Source organism: Pedobacter alluvionis (assembly GCF_003664035.1).
GTDB classification, from domain to species: domain Bacteria; phylum Bacteroidota; class Bacteroidia; order Sphingobacteriales; family Sphingobacteriaceae; genus Pedobacter; species Pedobacter alluvionis.
This window is the reverse complement of record NZ_RCCK01000011.1, coordinates 934,175-956,489: the sequence shown is the minus strand read 5'-3', so window position 1 is coordinate 956,489 and position 22,315 is coordinate 934,175. Positions and strand designations below refer to the sequence as shown.

Sequence of the window (22,315 nt, the reverse complement as noted above, 5' to 3'; positions counted from 1 at the left end):
GGTGCAAGTTCTCGGGATTTTTTGTTTCATGTATCTGGCTAAATGAACTGGAAAATTAATTTGTTAACAGCGTCTTAAACTTGCAACAACTTGCAAAATATAAATTTGAAATAGGAAAACACAAAAATCTAAAACTCAAAATTATGAAAAACGCTTTTTTCAAGGGACGTAAAGCCCTTGTACTGGCCATTATTGCATTAGTGGTCTTATCAATAAACTTTATAGGATGTAAGAAAAACAGCAATGAGCCTCAAGTGCAGAATTTTCAAAATCCTTCTAAAACAGGTGTTATTGGAGGAAATCCAATATCTATCAACAACGTACCCTATCAGGCTGCGATCTTTTTTAACGGAAACTTTAATGCCGGAGGGGTGATTTTGAACGAAAACTGGATACTCACCGCTGCCCACGTGGTAACCTATCCAAATTCAAATACACAGATAGAGAGCAATAAGATAACTGTTAAATTAGGTTCTTCCAATGTGAATGATGGAGTTTCTTATAATGCCGATCTGATCATCCGCCATGCCAACTATAACAGCAGCCAGATCTATGACGATATTGCATTGATCCATCTTTCAACCCCCATATCTTTTAATGCAAATATTTCCGCAATATCTTATTCTACCAGTGGCGATGCTGATGTTGTGGTTGATAAGCTGGCAACTGTTTCAGGTTGGGGAGCGGTTTCGTTTAATTCCTCAACAGGTTCTGCAACATATCCAAATACGCTATTTGCGGCAAATGTTAAAATCTCATCAATTTCCCCCACAATTATTTACACATCCTCAACCTCAACCGTTTCGCAGCAGGCGCCTTGCTTTGGCGATAGCGGAGGGCCTTTGGTGGTTGATATTGCAGGTGTGGGAAAGGTCTTAGTTGGTGTTGTAAATGGTTGGGGCGACTGTAATGTAGGTGCGAAAGGTTATGCTAAGGTATCGGGATATGCATCATGGATTTTAGAGAAAACAGGGATTACCAGAACATTTTATAACCGTTTAAATGGTAGGTCGTTCTATAAAAATACCTGCCAGTCAAATGTAAGCTATCCTCTACCGGTTAATTATATCGTACCAGCAAAAAAATATGCTTCAACTGTATCTCAGGCTGATGCTGACGCAATGGCTTTGGCAGAGATAAATCAAAATGGGCAGCAGATTGCAAATGCACAGGGCGCATGTTATTTAACCATGGCTACACCAAGAAGCACAAATAGGTATCCTTTCGGAAGTCACGGAACAAGGTATATCGAGAATATTACATGGAATGCTTCACTTACTCCATCTGATACCCATGTTAAAATAGAACTTATAGAGCTCAGGTCAATCAATTTTCCCGGGTTTAATACCTATGCCTATGACTATGTGGTAAACCAGGTAATCAATCCCGCTGCGCTAAATACCGGACAGCTATTGAACGGATTAGATTCTGATCTTTTAGGAAGCAATATTGTCCGCAAATCATACCAGATCAGAATAACTGGCTTAACTAGTGGCCTTTATTATTTATCTGATGATTTTGACCTCGATTACGACTAGAATTAACATTTTAAGTATATATAGCTACATTATGGTTGGATATTATTTTTCCCCTCCATTTTGATGAATCCCGGTATAAGCTTACCGGGATTTTTTTTGTCAACATTTTGCGCATTCGCTGTTCAAGCTCTTGTTTATATAATTCATTTCTATAAACAAAGAATAAAAACTAAGCCCTATATTACGCTACAAAATAAAACTTTAGGGGTGCCTTCAAATAAGTTGGCTGAGAATATACCCATTTTGAGGTTAAAGGTAGAAGGTAAAAAGGTAGAGGGCAATGTCCTTCAGCCTTAAAACCCTCCAGCCATCAACCTCAAATGAACCTGATCCGGATCATGCTGGCGTAGGAAAATTAGTTTGTCTGCAATAATTGCATAAATGCCTACTGCATTTGAAGACTCCTGAAGTTGTACAACAAAATGAAGTCTTTAGCAATGAATTATATTCATGTATTAACAATAGCCGGCTCAGATAGTGGGGGTGGGGCTGGCATTCAGGCCGATTTGAAGACCTTTTCGGCCCTGGGCTGTTTTGGTATGTCGGTAATTACAGCGGTAACTGCACAGAATACGCTAGGGGTGCGTTCAGTACATGGTATTCCCGCGGCAATGATTAAGGATCAGTTACAAGCAGTATTGGATGATATAGCGCCAGCGGCCATTAAAATCGGGATGATTAACCGTGCCGAAGTGGTACAGGTGATTGAAAAAGAACTGAAAGCTTACAATCAATCTGTTCCTGTTATTTTAGATCCGGTAATGGTCGCTACCAGCGGTCACCGCTTAATCGAACCCGATACCGTTAACCAATTGGTAGAAAAATTGTTCCCCATGGTTAGTTTGGTTACACCAAATATAGATGAGGCCATAATCCTTTCGGGACAAGAAATCAATAACCTTGATGATATGATTGCGGCAGGGAAGAAAATCATCGAAAAAGGTGCAAAAGCAGTTTTGGTTAAAGGTGGTCATTTGGCTGGTCCGATTATTTACGATGTGCTCATTTCTGGTACTGAAATTCCGGTGGTTTTAGAAAGTGCCTTTATTTCTTCTAAAAACCTGCATGGAACTGGCTGTACTTTATCATCAGCCATAGCTGCCGAAATGGCGAAGGGCAACAATTTATTCTCCGCAATTAAAAATGCAAAAAACTACATCAGCCAGGCCTTACAAGCTGGCAGCGAAGTAAAAACAGGTGAAGGTAATGGCCCACTAAACCACTTTTTCGAACCTTTAAAATTAATTATCCAATGAAGTGGAGCGACAATGCCTGGGAACGGGTTAAACTCATCTATAACAAAATTTTAACCATGCCCTTTAATACGGAGCTGAGCAATGGCACCTTACAAAAAGAAAAATTTATCTTCTATTTAGCACAGGATGCCTATTACCTTTTAGAATTTGGACGGACGCTAAGCACCATTAGTGGGCGTATGCAAGATGCAGATTTGGTGATGGCTTTTGCCGGGTTTTCTACAGGCGCTATTTTTGCCGAGCGTAGTTTGCACGAAAGTTACTTTGTAGAATTTGGTTTGGCAAACGAAGTGAAACCTACTCCATCTACACTTTTGTACACCAATTATATTCTTAGTCAGGCTGCATACGCCAATGTAGAAATAGCAGTAGCGGCTGTTTTACCATGCTTTTGGATTTATAAAGCAGTAGGCGATCATATTTTCGCACAACAGACCAACGATCAAAATCCCTATAAAAGATGGATTGATATGTATGCTGGAATCGAATTTGCTACTGCAGTAGAAAAAGCAATTGACATTACAAATCAACTGGCCGCACGGGCCAATGGCGCAACTCAACAAAAAATGCTGGATGTTTTCGAAATGGCGACCCGCTTAGAATGGATGTTTTGGGACAGTGCTTATGAACTTGAAAAATGGAAAGTCTAATATTTTAACCCTTTGTGGTGCAAATATTTTGATATAAAGTCAAAAAATAGTCGGTATTTCAAATAGATTTAAGGAACTTTGTAGCTTAATCTATTATTTAAAATATCAATTTTGGAAGAAAGTACGCAAGAACAGGAAATTATAAGCAAACAAGAAGACAAACCTGTAATAGCACAAAGTTCTCCAAAACAAGTCCGTTTAGCCATATCAGCCTTTTACTTTATGCAAGGGGTCTGTTTTGCAAGTTGGGCAAGTAGGATTCCAACTTTTAAAGCTTTAATGGGTTTAAACGATGCAGAATTAGGTTCTATACTTTTTGCATTGCCTGCAGGACAGATCATTACCATGTTTTTTTCTGCAAAACTGACCACACATTTCGGTAGTAAGAAAATGCTTATGGCAACTGCGCCATTATATGCAATTGCCTTAACTTTTTTAGCATTAGCCACCACTGGTTGGGAATTGGCTGCTTTTTTGGTGTTATTTGGTATCACTGGTAATCTTTGTAACATCGCTTTAAATACACAGGGTGTTGCCGGTGAAAACTATTACGGCAAACCTATTATGAGTTCTTTTCATGGGGCCTGGAGTATCGGGAATTTAACAGGTGCATTAATTGCGCTCGGTTTAGTTAACTTAAAATTAGGCATGTATACCCATTTCTGGATTATTGCCCTAATATCTTTAACCAATGTAACTCTTAACTGGAAAAAGTTGCTAAACTATAATAAACCAGATGCCGTGACGGAGAAGACAAAGTTTTTTGCCATGCCACAAGGTATTTTAGTACTGTTGGGCGTTATCGCATTTTGCAGTATGGCTACCGAAGGTACCATGTTCGATTGGAGCGCTATTTATTTCGAAGATGTTGTGAAGTTGCCTCATAATAGGGCTATTATTGGTTATGCATCGTTCATGTTTATGATGGCAAGCGGGAGGTTTTTAGGCGTATTTTTAATCGGTAAATTTGGGCGGAAAAACCTGTTGCAGATCAGTGGCGCCATTATATCTATAGGTATGGCACTTGCCGTAATATTCCCGAATCTGATTGTCTCTATTTTTGGTTTTATGCTTATTGGTCTTGGTGTTTCGAGTATTGTACCGATGGTATATAGCATAGCGGGCAACAATAAAAAAGTACCTGCTGGTAAAGCCATAACCATGGTTTCGAGCATCGGTTATTTTGCTTTTTTGTTTGGTCCACCATTAATTGGTTATGTTTCACAATTATCCAGCCTGCGTTATTCTTTCGGGATTATTTCAGTATTTGGTTTGCTGATTACTTTTTTGGTCACGAAAATAAAAGCTATAAACTAGGGTTTCATGCTTTAAAAAACATATTGATTATTTGGAGCGCAAATCAGTACATAACAATATGTTTCTTCCCGTTTTACGCTTCGCTTCCTCGTGCCTCGTTGCTGCAGGGTATCACTTCAACCGGGGCTAATTTGCCAAAACGGTGTTTCATTTTCAGGGTTGCGAGGTGCAGAAACCTTTGTTTATAAACCTGATCCGATAGCTATCGGATGTAATGTAAAGCCCACAGCGCAGCGAGGACTTGAAATGAGCGGGACTGCAAAGCCCAAGAACCACTGTAAATTCATTTCCAAATCTTAATATAAATATGGCTTAATTTATTTCGGTCGGTGAGACAACCAACCGATAGGATAAGAACCACTGCATGTTCATTTCAATAAATAAAAACATTAACCATATAAGGAATATGAGCGGCATATAAGTTTTTTTACTTAAAGTCTTACCTATTCTTTCTTCACCAATCCATGTTCCTTCAGTGTGGCAACTGCGAGCTCGATCAGCCTTAAATTTTCTTCCAGATGCCCATGCTGTACCTCTACATTGATATATGGAATATTATTTTGCATGGCATACACCGAAAGGGAGCCGTCATTAGAAACGAATTTAGATTGAAGAATTACATTCACATTTGCCTTTTTTAAGCTGCTGAACAACCTTGGCTCGGTTACGTAAATAAGATCGTCGCCATCCATCTGGAAATTAATGTAAACCGAGTCGGCGGTACTTGCTAAATCGTAACCTGGTAAATAAGAAGAAATACCAAAACCACCATCGGCATTGTTATGAAGGGTTAAAAAATAACCCGTGGCTTTTGGATTGTAAAAATCGACAATTTGCTTACCCGCGTTTAGGATTGCTTTTTCTACCTCATTAGAACTAAAAAAATCTTTTTTTAACCTTGTTTTTACACCTACTTCCGTATAAATAGCGTTAGGGTCTATACGATATTGATCATCCATATAGGTGAAATAATAATCTCTTACACCACCATATTGACTGTCGATGAGTTCGCCGCCACTCCATCGGATATAATCAAAGCCTGCTTTTACACCAGTATCTTCATTGTCATGTACGACTAAAAATTTAATGCCATTAGGTTTGTAACTGTATTTTACCAGGTTGATATTTAAGTTTGACACCTTAACAAAGCTCGAATCTGTAGTCATCGCCGGGAAAACAGGAGGGTGTTGAGCTTTTACTAAGAGGGTAGTGCAAATTAGAAATAGGCTAAAAATGAATTTAAACATAATGCCTAATATACAATGTTGCGCCATAATTTGTTTGAAGACAACATTGTATAATTATCTGTTCAGTATTTAAAAGAAGTCAAGTTTTTCTTAGCACTTCCCCCGTTTAAACTTGACTTCTTGGAGAAAACTTAATATAAATAGTGATTCGTGGAATAAGAACCACCCACATGAGAGGGTTTTTAAAAAATAGTTCACCTGTTTTTCGTGCTTCAGTGGCTAAAAACAAAATAATCCACAAAAAAGCCCCGATTTGGGGTCGGGGCTAAATTGATTGTTAATATGGATGTTTATTAATGTTTTAGATCTACATCATATTCAAGTACATCTTTATGATCGTATGGTTCTACCATTAGCTCATCAATCGTTTTTCCTTTTTTGTTGAAACCTAGTTTCTCCAATATAATATCGAAAATTAAGTAAACAACTGGTACAACGATCAAGGTTAAGAATAGCGAACTGGTTAATCCACCAACGATAACCCATGCCAAACCGTTTTTCCATTCAGCTCCTGCACCACTTGCCAATGCAATAGGAAGCATACCAAAGATCATGGCGATAGTAGTCATCAAAATTGGACGTAAACGTGCATGGTTAGCTAAGATTAACGCTTCTATGGTGGATTTACCTTCTGCCTTCATGTGGTTGGTAAAATCGACCAGAATGATCGCATTCTTCGCCACCAATCCCATTAGCATAATAAAACCTAAAATGGTAAAGATACCGATAGAGTTATTAGTTAAGGCTAGTGCTAAGAAAGCTCCAATTAAAGCCAGTGGTAGCGAGAACATCACTACAAATGGATAAACAAAACTATCATAAAGCGCAACCATAATCAGGTAAACCAAAATAATCGAGGCCAATAAAGCAATACCTAAGGTGCCGAAACCTTCACTCTGGTTTTCCTGATCTCCAGCCCAGGTATAACTTACACCAATTGGTGCTTTTAGCTTACCATTTTTTTGCATTTCCAGAAGTTTCGTTTGAAACTCAGCAACCACGGTTCCTGTTGGCCTACCGATTGATTGTGCCTGAACGGATACCGAAGTAGATTTGTTTAAACGCTCTAGCTGACTTGGTCCTGAACCTTCGGTAATGGTTGCAAATTGCGATAGCTTAATCTGTTTGCCATCAGCATTTACAAAAATGAGGTTACGCACATCGTCAATATTTTTTCTGTTAAAATCCTGATATTGAATGTTGATGTCATATTCGTACTCACCTTTTCTGTATTTACCGTCGGTGTTGCCTGCAAAAGCGGTTTGCATGGTAGAACCTACAGTTTGTAGTGTTAGGCCAACTGCCGACATCTTATCGCGGTCTACCTGAACGTTAATCTCTGGCGTTCCTTTTTCTACCGATAATTTAATCTCTGTTGCTCCTGGAATTGTTTTAAGTAGTTTTTGAGCACCTTCTGCATATTTTAAAGCACTATCCAAGTTAGAGCCCATTACCACCAAACTGATAGGTGCATTTTCGGCAATACCCAAAATACTAATTGGTACCGTTTTAACTTTCGCCCCAACAAGTTCTTTTGCTAAAGCACGGCTCATTTTTGTTGCGAAAATATCTGAAGACATGCCTTTGCGTTTATCACGCTCTACCAGCTTAACATTTATTTCTGATTTGTATGCTGTTGCCTGGGTTCCTCCAAAGTCACCACTGGCCTGACCAACTGTTGTAATTAACTGTACAATTTCTGGCTGTTTATCTAAGTAAGCTTCTGCTCTTTGGGTGAAGAAGTTGGTTTGTTCTAAAGGAGCATCCTTAGGTAATTCAATTTGAATCAGGAACTCACCTTTGTCTGATTTAGGGAAAAACTCCGATCCGATAAAACCTGCTCCAGCCAACCACATTGCCGCAACAAATAATACTACTACCGCTGCAATGGTACGTCTTTTATGGTTTAAAGACCATGTTAAGATGCTGGTAATCCAGATGGTAAATTTCTTAAGCTGTTTCTCGAACCAAAGAATAAAACGGCCGAATATGTTTTTGCCTTCTATATGCTCTAACTTTCCAAAACGTGAGAAAAGTAATGGAACAATGGTGAATGAAGCCACTAACGAGAGCAATGTTGCGATGATTACCACCACACAAAACTGGCGTAAGATGTTAGATACCAGGCCGGAACTGATTGCAATAGGGAAGAATACCACCACAATTACCAGGGTAATCGATACTACGGTAAATCCAATTTCTCTTGTTGCATCAGAAGCTGCCCTTACTTTGTTTTTACCCATCTCCATGTGTCGCTGGATATTTTCCAGTACCACAATCGCATCATCCACCAGGATACCTACCACGAGGGAAAGTCCAAGTAACGACATTAAATTTAGCGTAAAACCAAATAAGTTGATGCCAATAAATGTTGCAATTAACGATGCTGGGATTGATACCATTACAATTAACGCATTACGTAAACTGTGCAGGAAGAAAAGCATTACAAAGGCAACCAAAACAACTGCCAGGATTAAATCGTGGATAACGGCATCTGCAGATTCTAAAGTAAAAATCGAGCTATCATTAACAATTTTAATATCAAGGTTGTTGGCTTTATATTCATCCTTAAGTTTAGCAATAATGGCATGGGTGCCTTTACTCACCTCTACCGCATTTGCATCACTTTGTTTAATAATCTGAATTGCAATTGATGCTTTACGATCAACACGTGCCAGTTTTTCAGTTTCTTTTTTCGAATCCTGAACATCTGCTACATCGCCTAAACGAATTTGCGCACCATCTTTCGAGGTGGTTAAAACCAGATTTCTTAATTCTTCAATGCTTCTATATTTACCTGATAAACGAATTAAAACATCCTGATTTTGTGTTTTAACACTTCCGGTAGGGAAATCTAAGTTTGAAGTTAAAATCAGTTGCTGAACCTGTGGAACAGAAAGGTTATAGCCCTGTAATTTATCAGCATCTAATGAAACCTGAATTTCACGTTCCGAACCACCGATTAAATTTACCTGGGCAACACCCGTTACCCTCGAAATTACCGGGGCTATACGTTTATCAATTAAATCGTAAAAAGTAATATCATCCATATTTGCCGAAGCTGTCATGGTGATTACCGGTAAATCATCTAACGAGAATTTACTTAACGATGGTGTTTTTACATCCTCTGGCAATTGAGAAAGAATGGCATTTACCTTACGTTGGGCATCATTCATTGAAATATCAATGTTGGCCTTATCTGTTAAGGTGATGGTAACCGTTGATAAACTCTCAAATGATACAGAGTTGATCTTTTTAATGTTTTCCATCGATGATACCGCATCCTCAATTTTTTTGGTTACGGTATTTTCAACCTCATTTGGCGATGCACCAGGGTAGATGGTCGAAATAGATACTACGTTGTTAGAGAATTTTGGAAGTAATTCATAACCCAACGAAAAGTAACTTAGTAGCCCAAGCAAGGTAAGTGCGGTAAATACCACAATAACCAGCGAAGGCCTTTTTATAGATATGTCTGTTATCTTCATTTTAATTCGTATTGCGTTTTGCGATTGGCGTGTCGCGTTTTAAAAGCCGAAAAATCCCTCTAACTTATTTTACGATACTTACTGCAGTACCTTCAGCTAAATTAATCTGACCGCTGATAATTACGGTCTCACCTTCTTTTAAGCCATCAAGAATCTCAACATTATCTCCTAAAATACGGCCTGCTACAACATTACGGGTTTTAGCAGTATTGTTGGCTTTATCCAATACGAAAACCTGATTGCTGCTTACACTACCTACAAATGAGGTGCGTGGAATAAGGATGCTAGGCGCTTGTTTAGGAAACTTAAATATTGCAGTTCCGTACATACCGGCTTTTAAAGTGTTTTTGTGGCTGTTCTCTACTTCAATTTCAATAGGGAAATTTAAAGTTGCATCAGCTTTAGCAGCAATGAAAGTTACCTTTCCGGAGAAGTTATCTGTTGGGAAAACCGAAGATTTGATCTCGATCTGATCGCCGATTTTAAGGTTGGCAACCTGCGATTCGTTAACATTTACTTTCAGCTTTAATTTGGAAACATCAACCAATTCGAATAATTGTGTACCCTGTGTGTTTACAAAAGCACCAACTTCGATGTATCTTTTGTTTACAATGCCGTTAATTGGCGATTTAATGTTTGCATCACTTAGTCTTCTTTGCGAAGCCTGTAAACGCAATTTTGCATTTCTCGTGGCCAATTTAGCCTGATCTAACTGTTGTTGTGTAACGCCGCCAGTTGAGAACGAGCTTTGGTATCTGGCCTCATCTCTTACTGCATTCTGGTAGTTCGCTTCAGCAGTTTCCCTATCTGTATTGATGATTTCAGCATCAACGCGGGCCAAAACCTGCCCCTTGCTTACGCGGTCGCCTTCATCTACATAAATAGCCTTAACACGACCAGCATTTTCTGATAAAAAGTTAAGTTCTTGTTTAGGGATAAAGGTTCCGTTTGCACTAAAATCTAAATTTACAGCTTTACGCTCTACCTGAGCAACACGAACGGCAACCGCACCACCGCCTTTAGCAATGAAAGCAGTTTTTTCTTCGTTCTTCTTTTTATTGTTGCTTAAAACATAAGCTATTGCACCAAGGGCAACAACAACTACGATGATTATGGTAATTACTCTTTTCATTTCTATTGTACTAGCGATTTAATATTTCCGTTTGATTTGATTAATTGTATTTCGGCTATTTTGTAATTTAATAAAGCCTGTGTATAGCTGTTTTGTGCCGAGGTAAGTGCATTTTCAGTATCCAGTAAATCAGTTAAAGAAGCTAAGCCGTTGTTATAATTGTTTTGTGTGCTTTTGTAAATTTCCTGAGCTAAATCGGCATTTTTACGCTGTGCTTTAATCGTGTTTATATTGTTCTTTAATTGGATTTTAGCATTTTCGTAAGCCAGGTTCAAGGCATTTACAGATTCTCTTCTGTCTTCTTTGGCCTTTTTTATATCAACATCTGCCTGGCGGATTTTTGAACGGGTTAAAAAGCCATTAAAAATCGGTACTCTTAAGGTTAAACCAACCGCTGATGCCCCGTATCCAATTGCAGCTGCATTCGATTTTAAGAAATCGAAACTATCACTTTGACTTGAATAGGTATAGTTTCCGGTTAAAGCCAGCGAAGGATAGTATTCGGCAACGTAAGCTTTTCTCTGGAGCGATAAGAGTTTATCCTGGTTGTTTAAAAGTTTAACCTCAGTTCTGTTTGCCAGATCTATAGAGTCTGTAAATACAGGTAAAGTTGTTACTTCAGTTAACTCGGTAGCAGGAAGATTAATCTGCGTTGCCACCGGCATTCCCATCGAAAATTTCAATTGGTTTTCCAGTTGGGTAATTGCATTGATTACCTGCTCGCGTTGGGTGTTCAGGTTGGTTAAATTAACATTAATCCTGTCTACATCAATTTTTCTTGCCAAACCGTTTTTATACTGGTTTGAAACAATTTTCTCTACAATGTTAACATTTTTAATGTTGGTATCGATTACGTTGAGCTGTTGCCTGTTTACCAAAACCTGGTAATAATTGTTGGCCACCAGTTCGATAATCTGTTCTTCGGTTAATTGCGAATTAAGATTATAATATTCCTCGCTTGAACGTGCAGCCTGCAGACCGGTAAAAACCTGCTGGTTAAACAATTGCTGCGAAAGTTGAACGCCAGCGGTCGAATTCCAGTTCTGACCTAATTTGATCGCCTGTGTCTGTCCGCCGAAATTAGCAACCAATTGGCCAATAATAGGATTATAGGTTAAGCCAACATTTCCTGTTATTTGAGGCAGGGCCTGTGCCCTTACTTCCTCAACCTTGTATCTTCCTCCCTCAATGTCCAGTTTCGCTTTCCGAACTCTGTTATTGTTTTGGAGCGCAAAGGTGAGCGCATCTTTTAAGGTAACTTGCTGCTGAGCAACTACCAGCTGCGGTAAAGCCGAGCCGATAATAAGTATGAGCATTAATTTTACCATTTTTACTCTAAGCATAATGTATTGTTTTTTTGTTTTTGGGTTCTTCTCTGTTTTTTCAGCCTTGTTAATTTTAGGCTGTTTATTGATGCTAACGTCACGCTTTTAGTCTACACACCTTAAACCTCTTATAAATATGGTTGTCAGGTTTTTTTGCTTTAACGTCATTTTATTTAATGCTTTTTTTTCTGGGAAAAGATCCTTGCCGGTTTCCATAATACACATGGTACAAAGGCCCATCAAACTTTCCAGGTATAATTCGGCAACATGCGCTGTGTCATCATGCTCAATTTCTCCTTTTGATTTAGCCTGGCTAAAAATCTCTGCGAAAAATTCCTTTTCCGATTCTTTTAGTGAATGCAGTTTGCCTTTAATCACCTCATCGTTCAATAAATCCGGAATGCCCTCTGTAATGCGGAGCATGTAATATTTTTGGAAAAATGTGTTCCGCACATCAATGGTGTTAAAAAGAATTTCCTGGACAGGTAAATCAGGGTTGTATTTCTTCTTAATCAATTCAAAGAAATCGTTAAAGACTCTTTCAATCACTCCCACGATTAAATGCTTTTTATCCGGAAAATAATAATAAAGAGATGGTTTGGATACGGATAGATCTTCGGCAATATCATTCATCGTGGTTTTACCAATACCAAAATGGATAAAGCGTTTTATAGCACCATCAATAATTTGCTCTCTCTTTTTATCGGCTACAATCATTTTACTTTTCTACTTTCTGACTTTTTTAATATTTTAGTCAAAAATAGTGCTAAAAAATGATTTGTCATGAAATGTTTTTAAAAACGGCATTAAGCTTACAGTTTTATGACATAATTTTGCATCTTTGACTGTTTATATATCTTTACAAACCAATCATTTAGAAAATTTGTCTGTATTCATCAATATCCTTATAGTGCTATTTACCATTATTTTCATGGAGTGTCTGTCGTGGTTTATACACAAGTATTTATTCCATGGGCCACTATGGTTTATGCATAAAAGCCATCATCAAAAGGCAAAATCATTTTTTGAATGGAACGATCTGTTTGCGGTGTTATTTGCCGGAGTATCCTTGTATTTAATGTACGCCGATCGGGAGGGCTTTGGCTACCGGTTTTTTGTGGGTTTAGGCATTACTTTGTATGGGATGATTTATTTTGTAGTGCACGATTGGTTTGTGCACCGTCGTTTTAAAACCTTTAAAAGTAATAATGCTTATTTGCAGGCTGTCCGGAAGGCGCATAAAATCCATCATAAAAACAGGGGGAAGGAAAAAGGGAAGGCTTTTGGATTGTTGTTTTTGAGAAAGAGTTTATTAAAAAACTAAATCTATTCAATATTAACCCCAAAGTTGTTTGATAAATAGATCTCATCATCTTATTTTAGCACTATTCCTTTTATTTATGTATTTATGAAATGATCAGGTATTTGTGTATTTATAATACATTTTGTGTATACTTATTTTTTAGTATGATTATAGATTTTTTATAAAAAAAATATGATTAAGTATTGTTTTTTTTGATAAATGTATTTACATTGCTATATAATATGTTATCGTCTCATGAAATTGCTTAATCATTTCAGATCAAATTTAGACAGCGTTATTTTTTCCTTAATTAAAAGCTTAAGGGCAAATGTAACTCAAAAAACCGTCGAAACTTGCCTGTCAGATCATCCTGATAATCCAAGTTTGTCAGCTTTAAGTGATTGTTTAACAAGCTGGAATATCGAAAATCAGGCTTACCGAATATTAAGGGAAGATTATGATGTAAACGATCTGTTATTCCCTTTTGTGGCTCATTTTTCTGAAAAAGGTGGGCGTTTCGTTTTAATAAAGCAGATTGAAAATGGTACTGTTCGTTTTTCTGATGAAGAAAATAAGGAAGCGAATATGCCTGAGCCTGAATTTTTAAATCGCTGGGATGGTATTGCGCTGCATGCCGAACTTTCCGAAAACAGTGGAGAAAAAGACTACATCCAAAACAAATTCAGGTTCTTTTTGCAGGATCTTGCTTTACCTGTAGGTCTGATCCTTTTTTTAGGAATTCTTGGCCTCATCCTCTATCAGCAATCAGCTGTTTGGTCGCAGGCCATTTTGTTGCTGATTAAACTGGCTGGTTTGACCATTAGTACGCTGTTGTTGGTGCAGAGTATAAACTCCAATAATCCATTTATCCAGAATCTTTGCAGCCTTGGCGGAAAAAATAACTGCAACACCATTTTGAAATCCGATGCGGCAAAAGTTAACTCATGGTTAAGCTGGAGCGAGGTGGGCTTTTTTTATTTTGCGGGTTCGTTTTTATTGCTATTGGTAAATCCTATCAGCATTGTCGTTTTAGCCTGGCTTAATGTATTGGCAATTCCTTATACTGTTTATTCAATTTCCTATCAGTATAAAAGTAAAAACTGGTGTGTACTTTGTTGTGCTGTGCAGGCATTGCTTTGGCTCGAGCTTTTAACAAATCTTAATTCAGGCCATTTAACTTTAAACATCGCTTTTTCATTTTTTAATCTTGCGCTTTTAATAATCTGTTTCCTTTCACCAATTGTGATATGGTCATTTCTTAAACCCGTTTTTTTAGCATCTGCCCAATTAAAGCCCGTACAATACCAGCTTAAAAAGTTTAAATACAATAACGATTTGTTTAAACAGGCTTTAACCAACCAGCCGCGTTATGCTGTAAGTGATGAGCTTTTGCCTATTTTAATAGGAAATGCCGAAGCAGAAACTGTGATCACAATGGTTAGTAATCCATTTTGTGGACCATGTAGCAAAGCACACAAAACGATAGAAGAGTGGTTACAAAACCGAGAAGACATTCATTTAAAAGTTATTTTTAGTACTGCAGATCATGATCATGATTCGGGGACTAAAATGGCCAGACATATAACAGCCCTGAGTTTGAAGAATGATCAGCAGCAAACAGAAAAAGCTTTAAATGCATGGTACAATCAAACCAATAAAAAATACGAAAACTGGGCAGATCAATATCCTGTTGAGATAAATGATGAGGTAGCAGGCGTAACAGAAAAACACAAGGCCTGGTGTAAGATGGCAGAAATTGCCTTTACACCAACCATCTTAATTAATGGATATAAGCTGCCCGATCCCTACAGATTAGAAGATATTAAGTATTTGCTTTCGTAATTGTTTTAAAAACAACTGAATTTTTAATTATATAAACTTTTGCAAAACAGACAGCAGAACTGCAGTAAAGCTGTTTGATAACCAGAATGCAGTTATTAAATGCATTTCGCTTATGTAAGTCTGCGTGAAGATTTATAAGTCTAAAACAACAAAACTAAACTGTCCTTAAAATGAAGAAACTAAACTTACTCAGCAAAGCTGAGATGAAAAATGTATTGGGTGGCGGTGTACCAGGAGGTGGTGAAATGTGCAATGCATCTAATGGAACTTTTTAGCACGCAGTATGTATTGCTGGCTATTATTATCCAAATAATAATCCTGGCCAGTCTCTGGTATGGGGAACCCAACAACCATACGATCCGGCAACATGGGATGCTAGTGCTCCCTGCGGCGGACAATGTACCGGGCAGTGTGTGTCAACTTATTTATGTGATGATCAAACGGCGGTTTAAACACCTGGTTTGACTTTGAATGATAATTAATGGTTAGTTGCCTGTAAATGGCATTAATAGATATTTCGAAAGTATTTGTACAAAAAGGGGCAGCACGGTTGCAACGAAACTGCCCCAAAAACGAATGTCAACGTAATTGGCATCGCTTAAGTTGCCTTGCGTGAAAGGCAACAAAGAACTTAAAAAAACAAATTTAAACTTTTGAACATGAAAAAGGTGAATTTACTTAGCAAAGCTGAAATGAAACAGCTTGTTGGTGGAGTAGCAGATTGTAGAATCGCAATTAGAAACAGTGATGGCTCTTTCAGAGGATGGTCTTACAGAGATTTTTCTGTAGGCGATGCCCAGGGTGCTTATAACGACGGTACAACATATTCTGATGGCAGTTACGCTTCAGGATACTGCTGCGCAAGTTGCCCTTTTTAAAAAAGGATTGGCCGGAAGTTTTTCTTCCGGCCAGTTTTTTCCATTTTAAACCAATCAATCCATGAAATTTTCTAAGCAGTTGCTTTTCGTTTTAAATCTGATTTTGCTATTGAGTAATGCTTGTAAATCTCAGGAAGAGAAAAAGGGAAGTAATGTTACTTTCATTATCAACAACGAAACAAACAATTCGGTATTAATCCGTACAGAGCAATACTATCATAACCTGCAAAATAATGAGATCATATCTCATAAAAAAAATGATACCCTAAGGTTAAAAATTAACGGTTATTTGTATGCATACTTTAGTCATAAAGATGCTTATGCCGATACCGTTCTTATTGCCAGTAACGACACTGTTAAAATTCACGCAACCGCGGCTTCAATCCAGGCAGCGAATGTTAATCCGCATCAGTTAGATAATTTTTTTAGTGCTGATGCTTTAAGAAAATCCAATAATTTTAAAATAGATTCGTTAAGCAGGCTGTTTTATTCAATTAATACAAAATTGCCAGCCTTAAAAGGCTACAGCGAATTTTCAAAATTTCAAACCTATCCGCTTAAGGTAAACAGACCTGCATTTGTTGCTAAAAATGCCGAATTTTCGCAACTGCGCGCTATGCTCTACCAGGATTACATGTATAAGATAAAAACTATAAGTAATTCAGCTGATCATCCTCAACCCTTAATTACATTTTTAAAATATAAAACCAATGCCGATTATTATGAAAAATTATCCCTATTGTTTAATCTTTCAAACTCAAAAAGTGTTGCAGATAGCTTGAACTCCAGAACGTTTATTAATAACGATCTGATAAATAACCCATACTGCAATAAAATATTAATTCCTTTTTTAAAAAGAAAAGTAATTGTTCAGAAAGCAGACTATTCCAGATCGAAAGAATATATAAATTTTAAAGAGGCTTATGATTATGCACCAAAATTTCTGCAAGGCGATTTGTTGAAATATGCAAGGTATTTAAGTCTTGAAAAAATGATGGAGTATGACGAATCGACTGTTGAAATTAAAAAACGATACACCGATTTTAATAACCTTTACAAGGATTTAAAATTAGATGCCAGCCTTAAACAAAAATTATCAGGAATTATTAACGATAAAATGCAGGCAATTGAAGATCTTGTTTTATATGGGGTTAATGGTAAAGAAACAACACTGCGCCAGGTTTTAAATGAGGCAAAAGATAAAGTTGTGTATATAGATTTTTGGGCAAGCTGGTGCGCACCCTGCAGAGAGGCGATGCCAAAATCGTTAAGTTTGAAAAAGGAGTTTGAAAATAAGCCAGTTCTCTTTTTATATTTATCAATTGATAAAGACAGGCTTAAATGGGAAGAGGCTTCTGGTATAGAAGGTTTAGCATATAATAATTACCAAATATTAAATCAATACAACTCTAAATTTTTAAAGCAAATTGCATTAAGCACAATACCAAGATATATGCTTTACGGTAAAAACGGTGTAATAATCAATAAAAATGCTCCGGGGCCGTCAAGTGAAGAAATCAAGAAGTTAATAAACAATTATATCAAATAATAGGAGTTGAAAGTTTTCCCATTTTATAAACAACCAGACATCATGGACTGTGGTCCTTCGTGTTTGCGAATGATTGCCAAATACCATGGTAAAAATTTCAGTCTGCAAAAGTTACGCGAAATTTCCGGAATCAATAAAGAGGGGGTATCCCTTTTAGGTATTAGTGAAGCTGCTGAAAAAATTGGTTTCAGAACCACGGGGGCTAAGGTAAGCGTGGATCAGCTCAAAGAAACAGATCTGCCGGTGATTTTGCACTGGAATCAAAATCACTTTGTTGTGTTGTATAAAATTAAGAAAAATAAATATTATATAGCAGATCCGGCTAAACACCTGATGGTGTATACCGAACAGGAATTTCTTTCGAACTGGGTAAGTACGGTTGAAGAAAAAGAACGTGAGGGTGTGGTTTTAATGCTGTCGCCCAGCCCTGATTTTTACAGTATGGAGGGAGATAAGGTTCGTGGAATGGATTTTTCATACCTGTTAAAGTATCTCTATCAGTATAAATCTCTGGTGGTGCAGTTGTTTGTCGGATTGGGCGTAGGGAGTCTTCTTCAATTGATTTTGCCTTTTCTCACCCAATCTGTTGTGGATATAGGGATTAATACCCGAAATCTTAATTTCATATATATTATACTGATAGCACAAACCATGCTTATTGTAGGGCGGATGAGTGTAGAGTTTATCCGTTCGTGGATTTTATTGCACATCAGTACAAGGATCAATATTTCCATCTTAACCGATTTCCTCATTAAATTGATGAAACTTCCGATGTCGTATTTCGATACCAAGATGACAGGAGATATTATGCAACGTATGAATGATCAGAAGCGGATCGAAACTTTTTTGACCGGCTCTACCTTAAATGTAATCTTCTCAATGGTTAACCTGGTCATTTTTGCAATCGTATTAGCATATTACAATGTAACCATATTCATTATTTTTGTAGTAAGTACTGTATTGTACAGCTTGTGGATAATATTCTTCCTTAAAAAAAGACGCGAACTTGATTTTAAACGATTTGATATTTCTTCGCAAAACCAAAGCGCAGTTGTACAATTGATTACCGGCATGCAGGAAATTAAATTGAACAATTGCGAGCAGCAAAAAAGATGGGAATGGGAACGGATACAGGCAAATCTTTTCAGGTTTAATGTAAAAAGCCTGGCACTGGGGCAATACCAGCAGGCAGGCACATTCTTCATTAATGAAGGCAAAAATATCCTGATTACTTTTTTGGTTGCAAAATCGGTTATTGATGGTCAATTAACCTTAGGGGCAATGATGGCCGTTCAATACATTATTGGGCAGCTTAATAGTCCTATAGAACAGTTGTTAGGTTTTATACAGCAATTGCAGGATGCAAAAATATCTCTTGAGCGCTTAAACGAAATCCGCGAACTCGAAGATGAAGAACCTTTAAACAAATCTTTTACTAAAGAACTTCCTTTCGATAAGAGTATTGGGCTGCATAATCTATCGTTTACTTATCCGGGTGCAGGTAATGAACCTGTACTTTCGAATATCAATTTATATATTCCGGAAGGAAAAACCACGGCCATTGTTGGTATGAGTGGTAGTGGAAAAACCACGATATTAAAGCTGTTATTGCGTTTTTATGAGCCGCAAAGAGGAGAAATTAGGGTTGGTAGTGGTTATTTGAACCAGATCAGCTATCGGTATTGGCGCGGCTTGTGTGGCGTAGTAATGCAGGATGGGTTTATTTTTTCAGATAGCATCGCAAAAAATATTGCAGTTGGAGATGAGTATCCCAACATGACAAAATTGAAACACGCCATGCAGGTGGCAAATATTACCGAATTTATTGAAAGTCTCCCTTTGGGATTAAATACTAAAATCGGTGCAGAGGGTAATGGAATAAGCCAGGGACAGCGGCAACGTATATTGATTGCCCGTTCGGTTTATAAAAACCCTGAGTACATTTTCTTTGATGAAGCAACAAATGCGCTCGATGCCAATAACGAAAAAGTAATTATGGAAAATCTGGAGAGCTTTTTTAAAGGAAGAACAGTTGTGGTGGTTGCGCACAGGTTAAGTACGGTTAAAAATGCCGATAATATTGTTGTTTTGGATAAGGGCAGGATTATAGAGCAAGGTACCCACGCAGCGTTAACTAAACAAAAGGGTGAGTATTATGAATTGGTAAAAAATCAATTAGAATTGGGTAATTAATTATAGCAGATGCCACAAGAAAGGATAGATCTCGAAATAAATAGTGAAGAAGTTCAGGAAATTATCACAGCTGTACCCTCCTGGATTTTAAGATGGGGTATTACCTTAATTTTTATAATATTAGGCACTATTGTAATGCTTTCGGCACTAATAGAGTATCCTGATATTGTTAAAACAGGTTTAAAGGTAAATAGTTTAAATTCGCCAAAGCCAGTGCTGGCCAAACAGAATGGGAAACTTACTGCTTTGTTGGTGAAAGATGGACAGATGGTGACGGAGAACCAATCGCTGGCTTATTTTGAGAGCACGGCGAACCCTGACGACATCATAAAAATAAACAGGGAGTTAAAGCAGTTAAGAGGCCGGGTACTGAAAAATGAACTCGCTACATCTGGTTTGCCTACAGGTTTCAGCCTCGGAGAGTTGCAGGGTACTTATCAAACTTTTTACCAGCAATACCTGCAATATCAATCTACCTTAAGGAATGGATATTATCTAAACAAAATGGCCTTTCTCGAAAATGACTTAAAAGATATTAACACTTTAAAAACACAAATTATCGAGCAAAGAAAGGTTCAGCAACAGGAATATACCAATCAGGAAGAAGAGTATAAGGCTTACCAGAAGTTGTATAAAAATAAGGTAATCTCGAGGAGTGAATTTACTCAGCAGGAAAACAAATACCTTGCGGCAAAATACCCATTACAGCAAACTGAAACATCGCTATTGAATAATACGAGTAGTTTTAGTGCTAAGGAAAAGGAATTGCTCGACCTAAAACATACCATTTCAGAAGAGCAGGCTAAATTTCTGCAAGCACTTAATCAATGTATAAATGAAAGTGATGCATGGATACTTCAATATATTTTAAGAGCACCAGTTGCCGGAAAACTGAGCTTTGCCGGAATTGTTCAGCAAAATCAAAACATTGCAGCCAATCAGGAAGTATTTATTGTAAACCCGGGTAATACCAATTTTTTTGGCGAAATACAGATTCCACAATACAACATGGGTAAAATCCGTAAAGGAGAACGTACGCTTGTAAAATTAAAAAGTTATCCTTTCGAACAATATGGCATGATTAGAGGACGTTTAACTTTTATCTCGGATGTTGCTTACAGAGATAGTGTTTTTATTGCCAAAGTAAGTTTTGAACAGTTCGAAAATAAAGATCCAAACCGGAAAATTGTACTTAAAAATGGCATGCTCGCTGATGCCGAAATTGTTACAGAAGAAAGCTCGTTGTTACAGCGTTTTTTTAGAAACATAACCAAAATGATGCACAGCCAGTAAGAATTCTTAATTGCATCTGGCATAATAAAAATATTTTGAGGCAAAGATGCTGAATAACTATATTGTTAGTTTTTATATTTAATGTTATAAATATAAACTATGAGAAAACTTATCTTTTGCTTCGTACTGCTTTTTGTAGGCTCATTACAGGCACAAACCATCAAATTTACGGTTGAAGGGCTGGTTCAAAAGCCCAAAAACGCAAAATTTGTTTATCTGGTAAGCGAAACGCTGGTTGTAGGAAAACCCGATCTGTTTTTGGTCATGCCAATGGAAGGTAATCAGTTTAAAATTCCGGCAACATGCAACTTAGAAGGAGGGCTCTTAAGAAAAGGTTTCATTTTTCTTGACGAACGTGGAGACATTACCCTGAATGACGTGAAATCAAAAATTAAACAAAAGGTGTGGTTTGTGGGGGCTAGTGCAAATCTGAAGTCGATTTATCTTGAAGATGTCAAACTGGATATCGAAAATCCTTATAATCTGCAGTCAGCAAAAATAATAGGTGGCGGAATTTATCTTCAACAATCAAAAGATGCCACGCAGGCCCTTAGAGATAAAAAGTTTTTAAGCTTTATTAAGAAAAATGCTGATTCACCTGTAGCACTTTCCGAATTGGATAACTTTATACTTTTTGCCAATATCCCTGGTTTTATAAAGGATTTTGATTTCAGTTCGCCAATGCAATTATACGGGGCACTCTCAAGTCGTTTAAAAAACAGTAAAGAAGGAAAAGCAGTTAAGAAAAAAATCGATGAGGGGAAAAAATAATGATTGAGATGATGACGAGTTAATCAGTAATTATTCTTGGCAAGGTGCTTGTGCTAGTATATGAAACTTTTGTCATGAAAAAAATCTATTACTGCTGTTTTTTTTATTATTTGTTGTTATTATATCATGCCGTAGGACACCAAAAACAGATCAGGAGCATGCCATTGCCCTGGTAGAAGCCAGGTATAAAGACAGCGATCAAAAACTCAATTTCGACAGTGCAAAGCTCGATAGCCTCTATAATATTTCACCTGCGGCTTATGCTGATTGTATTAAAAAAGGAAATGAGCTGGATGCAACTTTGGCTCAATTAGAGAGTGAGATCGAACACTTAAGTCAGGCAGAATCCGATAGCGTAGGATTAATCAGTGCCAGATTAACCAAAGAGCGATATCATTTGTTGGAGCTTGCTAAAACCAAACCAGAATTTATTGGCTGGAAACTTTCTGGTGTAGCTGTAGAAGGAGATAGGTCTGGAATTTTAAGCTTTAATTTTGATAAGGGGATTACCAAAATCGTTCCTTAATTATTTT

General features: G+C 37.4%; 17 protein-coding genes. 12 read left to right on the top strand and 5 right to left on the bottom strand.

Going from position 1 to position 22,315, the window contains the following annotated elements; genetic code table 11:
* The first annotated feature begins 143 nt into the window (after positions 1-143).
* From BCL90_RS11830 to BCL90_RS11810, 4 genes are all read left to right on the top strand, one after another.
* Positions 144-1,538 carry a DUF1986 domain-containing protein gene (locus BCL90_RS11830; RefSeq protein WP_134380402.1) on the top strand — a complete coding sequence of 465 codons (1,395 nt, stop codon included), beginning with the start codon at positions 144-146 and terminating at the stop codon, positions 1,536-1,538.
* A gap of 437 nt (positions 1,539-1,975) precedes the next feature.
* A complete protein-coding gene (thiD, locus tag BCL90_RS11820) occupies positions 1,976-2,794 on the top strand; it encodes a bifunctional hydroxymethylpyrimidine kinase/phosphomethylpyrimidine kinase (protein ID WP_121284612.1) in 819 nt (272 codons plus the stop codon).
* Positions 2,791-3,444, top strand: a complete 654-nt coding sequence (locus BCL90_RS11815; RefSeq protein WP_121284171.1) for a TenA family protein — start codon at positions 2,791-2,793, stop codon at positions 3,442-3,444. The genes thiD and BCL90_RS11815 overlap by 4 nt, the downstream gene beginning before the upstream one ends.
* Before the next feature lie 111 nt (positions 3,445-3,555).
* The gene (locus BCL90_RS11810) at positions 3,556-4,761 is read left to right on the top strand and encodes an MFS transporter (protein ID WP_121284170.1); all 1,206 of its coding nucleotides are present in this window, start codon (positions 3,556-3,558) and stop codon (positions 4,759-4,761) included.
* Positions 4,762-5,204: 443 nt separating this feature from the next.
* Here BCL90_RS11810 and BCL90_RS11805 read toward each other — a convergent pair whose 3' ends face one another.
* The 5 genes from BCL90_RS11805 to BCL90_RS11785 form a co-directional block, all read right to left on the bottom strand.
* Complete coding sequence (locus BCL90_RS11805; RefSeq protein WP_121284169.1) at positions 5,205-6,008, bottom strand: hypothetical protein; 804 nt, start codon at positions 6,006-6,008, stop codon at positions 5,205-5,207.
* A gap of 293 nt (positions 6,009-6,301) precedes the next feature.
* Positions 6,302-9,496, bottom strand: a complete 3,195-nt coding sequence (locus BCL90_RS11800) for an efflux RND transporter permease subunit (RefSeq protein WP_121284168.1) — start codon at positions 9,494-9,496, stop codon at positions 6,302-6,304.
* A 64-nt stretch (positions 9,497-9,560) separates the two neighbouring features.
* On the bottom strand, positions 9,561-10,628 hold the full coding sequence (locus BCL90_RS11795) for an efflux RND transporter periplasmic adaptor subunit (protein WP_121284167.1): 1,068 nt from the start codon (positions 10,626-10,628) through the stop codon (positions 9,561-9,563).
* A 2-nt stretch (positions 10,629-10,630) separates the two neighbouring features.
* Complete coding sequence (locus BCL90_RS11790) at positions 10,631-11,971, bottom strand: TolC family protein (RefSeq protein ID WP_121284166.1); 1,341 nt, start codon at positions 11,969-11,971, stop codon at positions 10,631-10,633.
* A gap of 87 nt (positions 11,972-12,058) precedes the next feature.
* Positions 12,059-12,670: a TetR/AcrR family transcriptional regulator gene (locus BCL90_RS11785; RefSeq protein ID WP_121284165.1), complete on the bottom strand. Its 612-nt coding sequence runs from the start codon at positions 12,668-12,670 to the stop codon at positions 12,059-12,061.
* A gap of 193 nt (positions 12,671-12,863) precedes the next feature.
* Between BCL90_RS11785 and BCL90_RS11780 the strand changes: the two genes are divergently transcribed.
* The 8 genes from BCL90_RS11780 (at position 12,864) to BCL90_RS11740 (ending at position 22,308) form a co-directional block, all read left to right on the top strand.
* Positions 12,864-13,277 (top strand): sterol desaturase family protein, encoded by a 414-nt coding sequence (locus BCL90_RS11780; RefSeq protein ID WP_394341705.1) that lies wholly within the window; start codon positions 12,864-12,866, stop codon positions 13,275-13,277.
* A gap of 234 nt (positions 13,278-13,511) precedes the next feature.
* Complete coding sequence (locus tag BCL90_RS11775; protein ID WP_166792103.1) at positions 13,512-15,098, top strand: thioredoxin domain-containing protein; 1,587 nt, start codon at positions 13,512-13,514, stop codon at positions 15,096-15,098.
* A 659-nt stretch (positions 15,099-15,757) separates the two neighbouring features.
* Positions 15,758-15,976, top strand: coding sequence for a hypothetical protein (locus tag BCL90_RS11765; protein ID WP_121284162.1), 219 nt, complete (start codon positions 15,758-15,760; stop codon positions 15,974-15,976).
* Positions 15,977-16,037: 61 nt separating this feature from the next.
* Entirely contained in the window at positions 16,038-17,525 is a 1,488-nt protein-coding gene (locus BCL90_RS11760; protein ID WP_121284161.1) for a thioredoxin-like domain-containing protein, read from the top strand.
* A gap of 6 nt (positions 17,526-17,531) precedes the next feature.
* Positions 17,532-19,718: a peptidase domain-containing ABC transporter gene (locus BCL90_RS11755; RefSeq protein ID WP_121284160.1), complete on the top strand. Its 2,187-nt coding sequence runs from the start codon at positions 17,532-17,534 to the stop codon at positions 19,716-19,718.
* Between the two features lie 9 nt (positions 19,719-19,727).
* Positions 19,728-21,011 (top strand): HlyD family secretion protein, encoded by a 1,284-nt coding sequence (locus BCL90_RS11750; RefSeq protein ID WP_121284159.1) that lies wholly within the window; start codon positions 19,728-19,730, stop codon positions 21,009-21,011.
* A gap of 99 nt (positions 21,012-21,110) precedes the next feature.
* Positions 21,111-21,782, top strand: a complete 672-nt coding sequence (locus BCL90_RS11745) for a hypothetical protein (protein ID WP_121284158.1) — start codon at positions 21,111-21,113, stop codon at positions 21,780-21,782.
* A 301-nt stretch (positions 21,783-22,083) separates the two neighbouring features.
* Positions 22,084-22,308 carry a hypothetical protein gene (locus BCL90_RS11740; protein ID WP_121284157.1) on the top strand — a complete coding sequence of 75 codons (225 nt, stop codon included), beginning with the start codon at positions 22,084-22,086 and terminating at the stop codon, positions 22,306-22,308.
* The last annotated feature ends 7 nt before the right edge of the window (positions 22,309-22,315 follow it).

Excerpts from the sequence above, each read along its gene's own strand:
- BCL90_RS11805 (WP_121284169.1), bottom strand. The coding sequence starts at position 6,008 with ATGTTTAAATTCATTTTTAGCCTATTTCTAATTTGCACTACCCTCTTA.
- BCL90_RS11790 (WP_121284166.1), bottom strand. The coding sequence starts at position 11,971 with ATGCTTAGAGTAAAAATGGTAAAATTAATGCTCATACTTATTATCGGC.
- BCL90_RS11760 (WP_121284161.1), top strand. The coding sequence starts at position 16,038 with ATGAAATTTTCTAAGCAGTTGCTTTTCGTTTTAAATCTGATTTTGCTA.
- BCL90_RS11775 (WP_166792103.1), top strand. The coding sequence starts at position 13,512 with ATGAAATTGCTTAATCATTTCAGATCAAATTTAGACAGCGTTATTTTT.
- BCL90_RS11785 (WP_121284165.1), bottom strand. The coding sequence starts at position 12,670 with ATGATTGTAGCCGATAAAAAGAGAGAGCAAATTATTGATGGTGCTATA.
- BCL90_RS11800 (WP_121284168.1), bottom strand. The coding sequence starts at position 9,496 with ATGAAGATAACAGACATATCTATAAAAAGGCCTTCGCTGGTTATTGTG.
- BCL90_RS11750 (WP_121284159.1), top strand. The coding sequence starts at position 19,728 with ATGCCACAAGAAAGGATAGATCTCGAAATAAATAGTGAAGAAGTTCAG.
- BCL90_RS11815 (WP_121284171.1), top strand. The coding sequence starts at position 2,791 with ATGAAGTGGAGCGACAATGCCTGGGAACGGGTTAAACTCATCTATAAC.
- BCL90_RS11765 (WP_121284162.1), top strand. The coding sequence starts at position 15,758 with ATGAAAAAGGTGAATTTACTTAGCAAAGCTGAAATGAAACAGCTTGTT.
- BCL90_RS11795 (WP_121284167.1), bottom strand. The coding sequence starts at position 10,628 with ATGAAAAGAGTAATTACCATAATCATCGTAGTTGTTGTTGCCCTTGGT.
- BCL90_RS11830 (WP_134380402.1), top strand. The coding sequence starts at position 144 with ATGAAAAACGCTTTTTTCAAGGGACGTAAAGCCCTTGTACTGGCCATT.
- thiD (WP_121284612.1), top strand. The coding sequence starts at position 1,976 with ATGAATTATATTCATGTATTAACAATAGCCGGCTCAGATAGTGGGGGT.
- BCL90_RS11745 (WP_121284158.1), top strand. The coding sequence starts at position 21,111 with ATGAGAAAACTTATCTTTTGCTTCGTACTGCTTTTTGTAGGCTCATTA.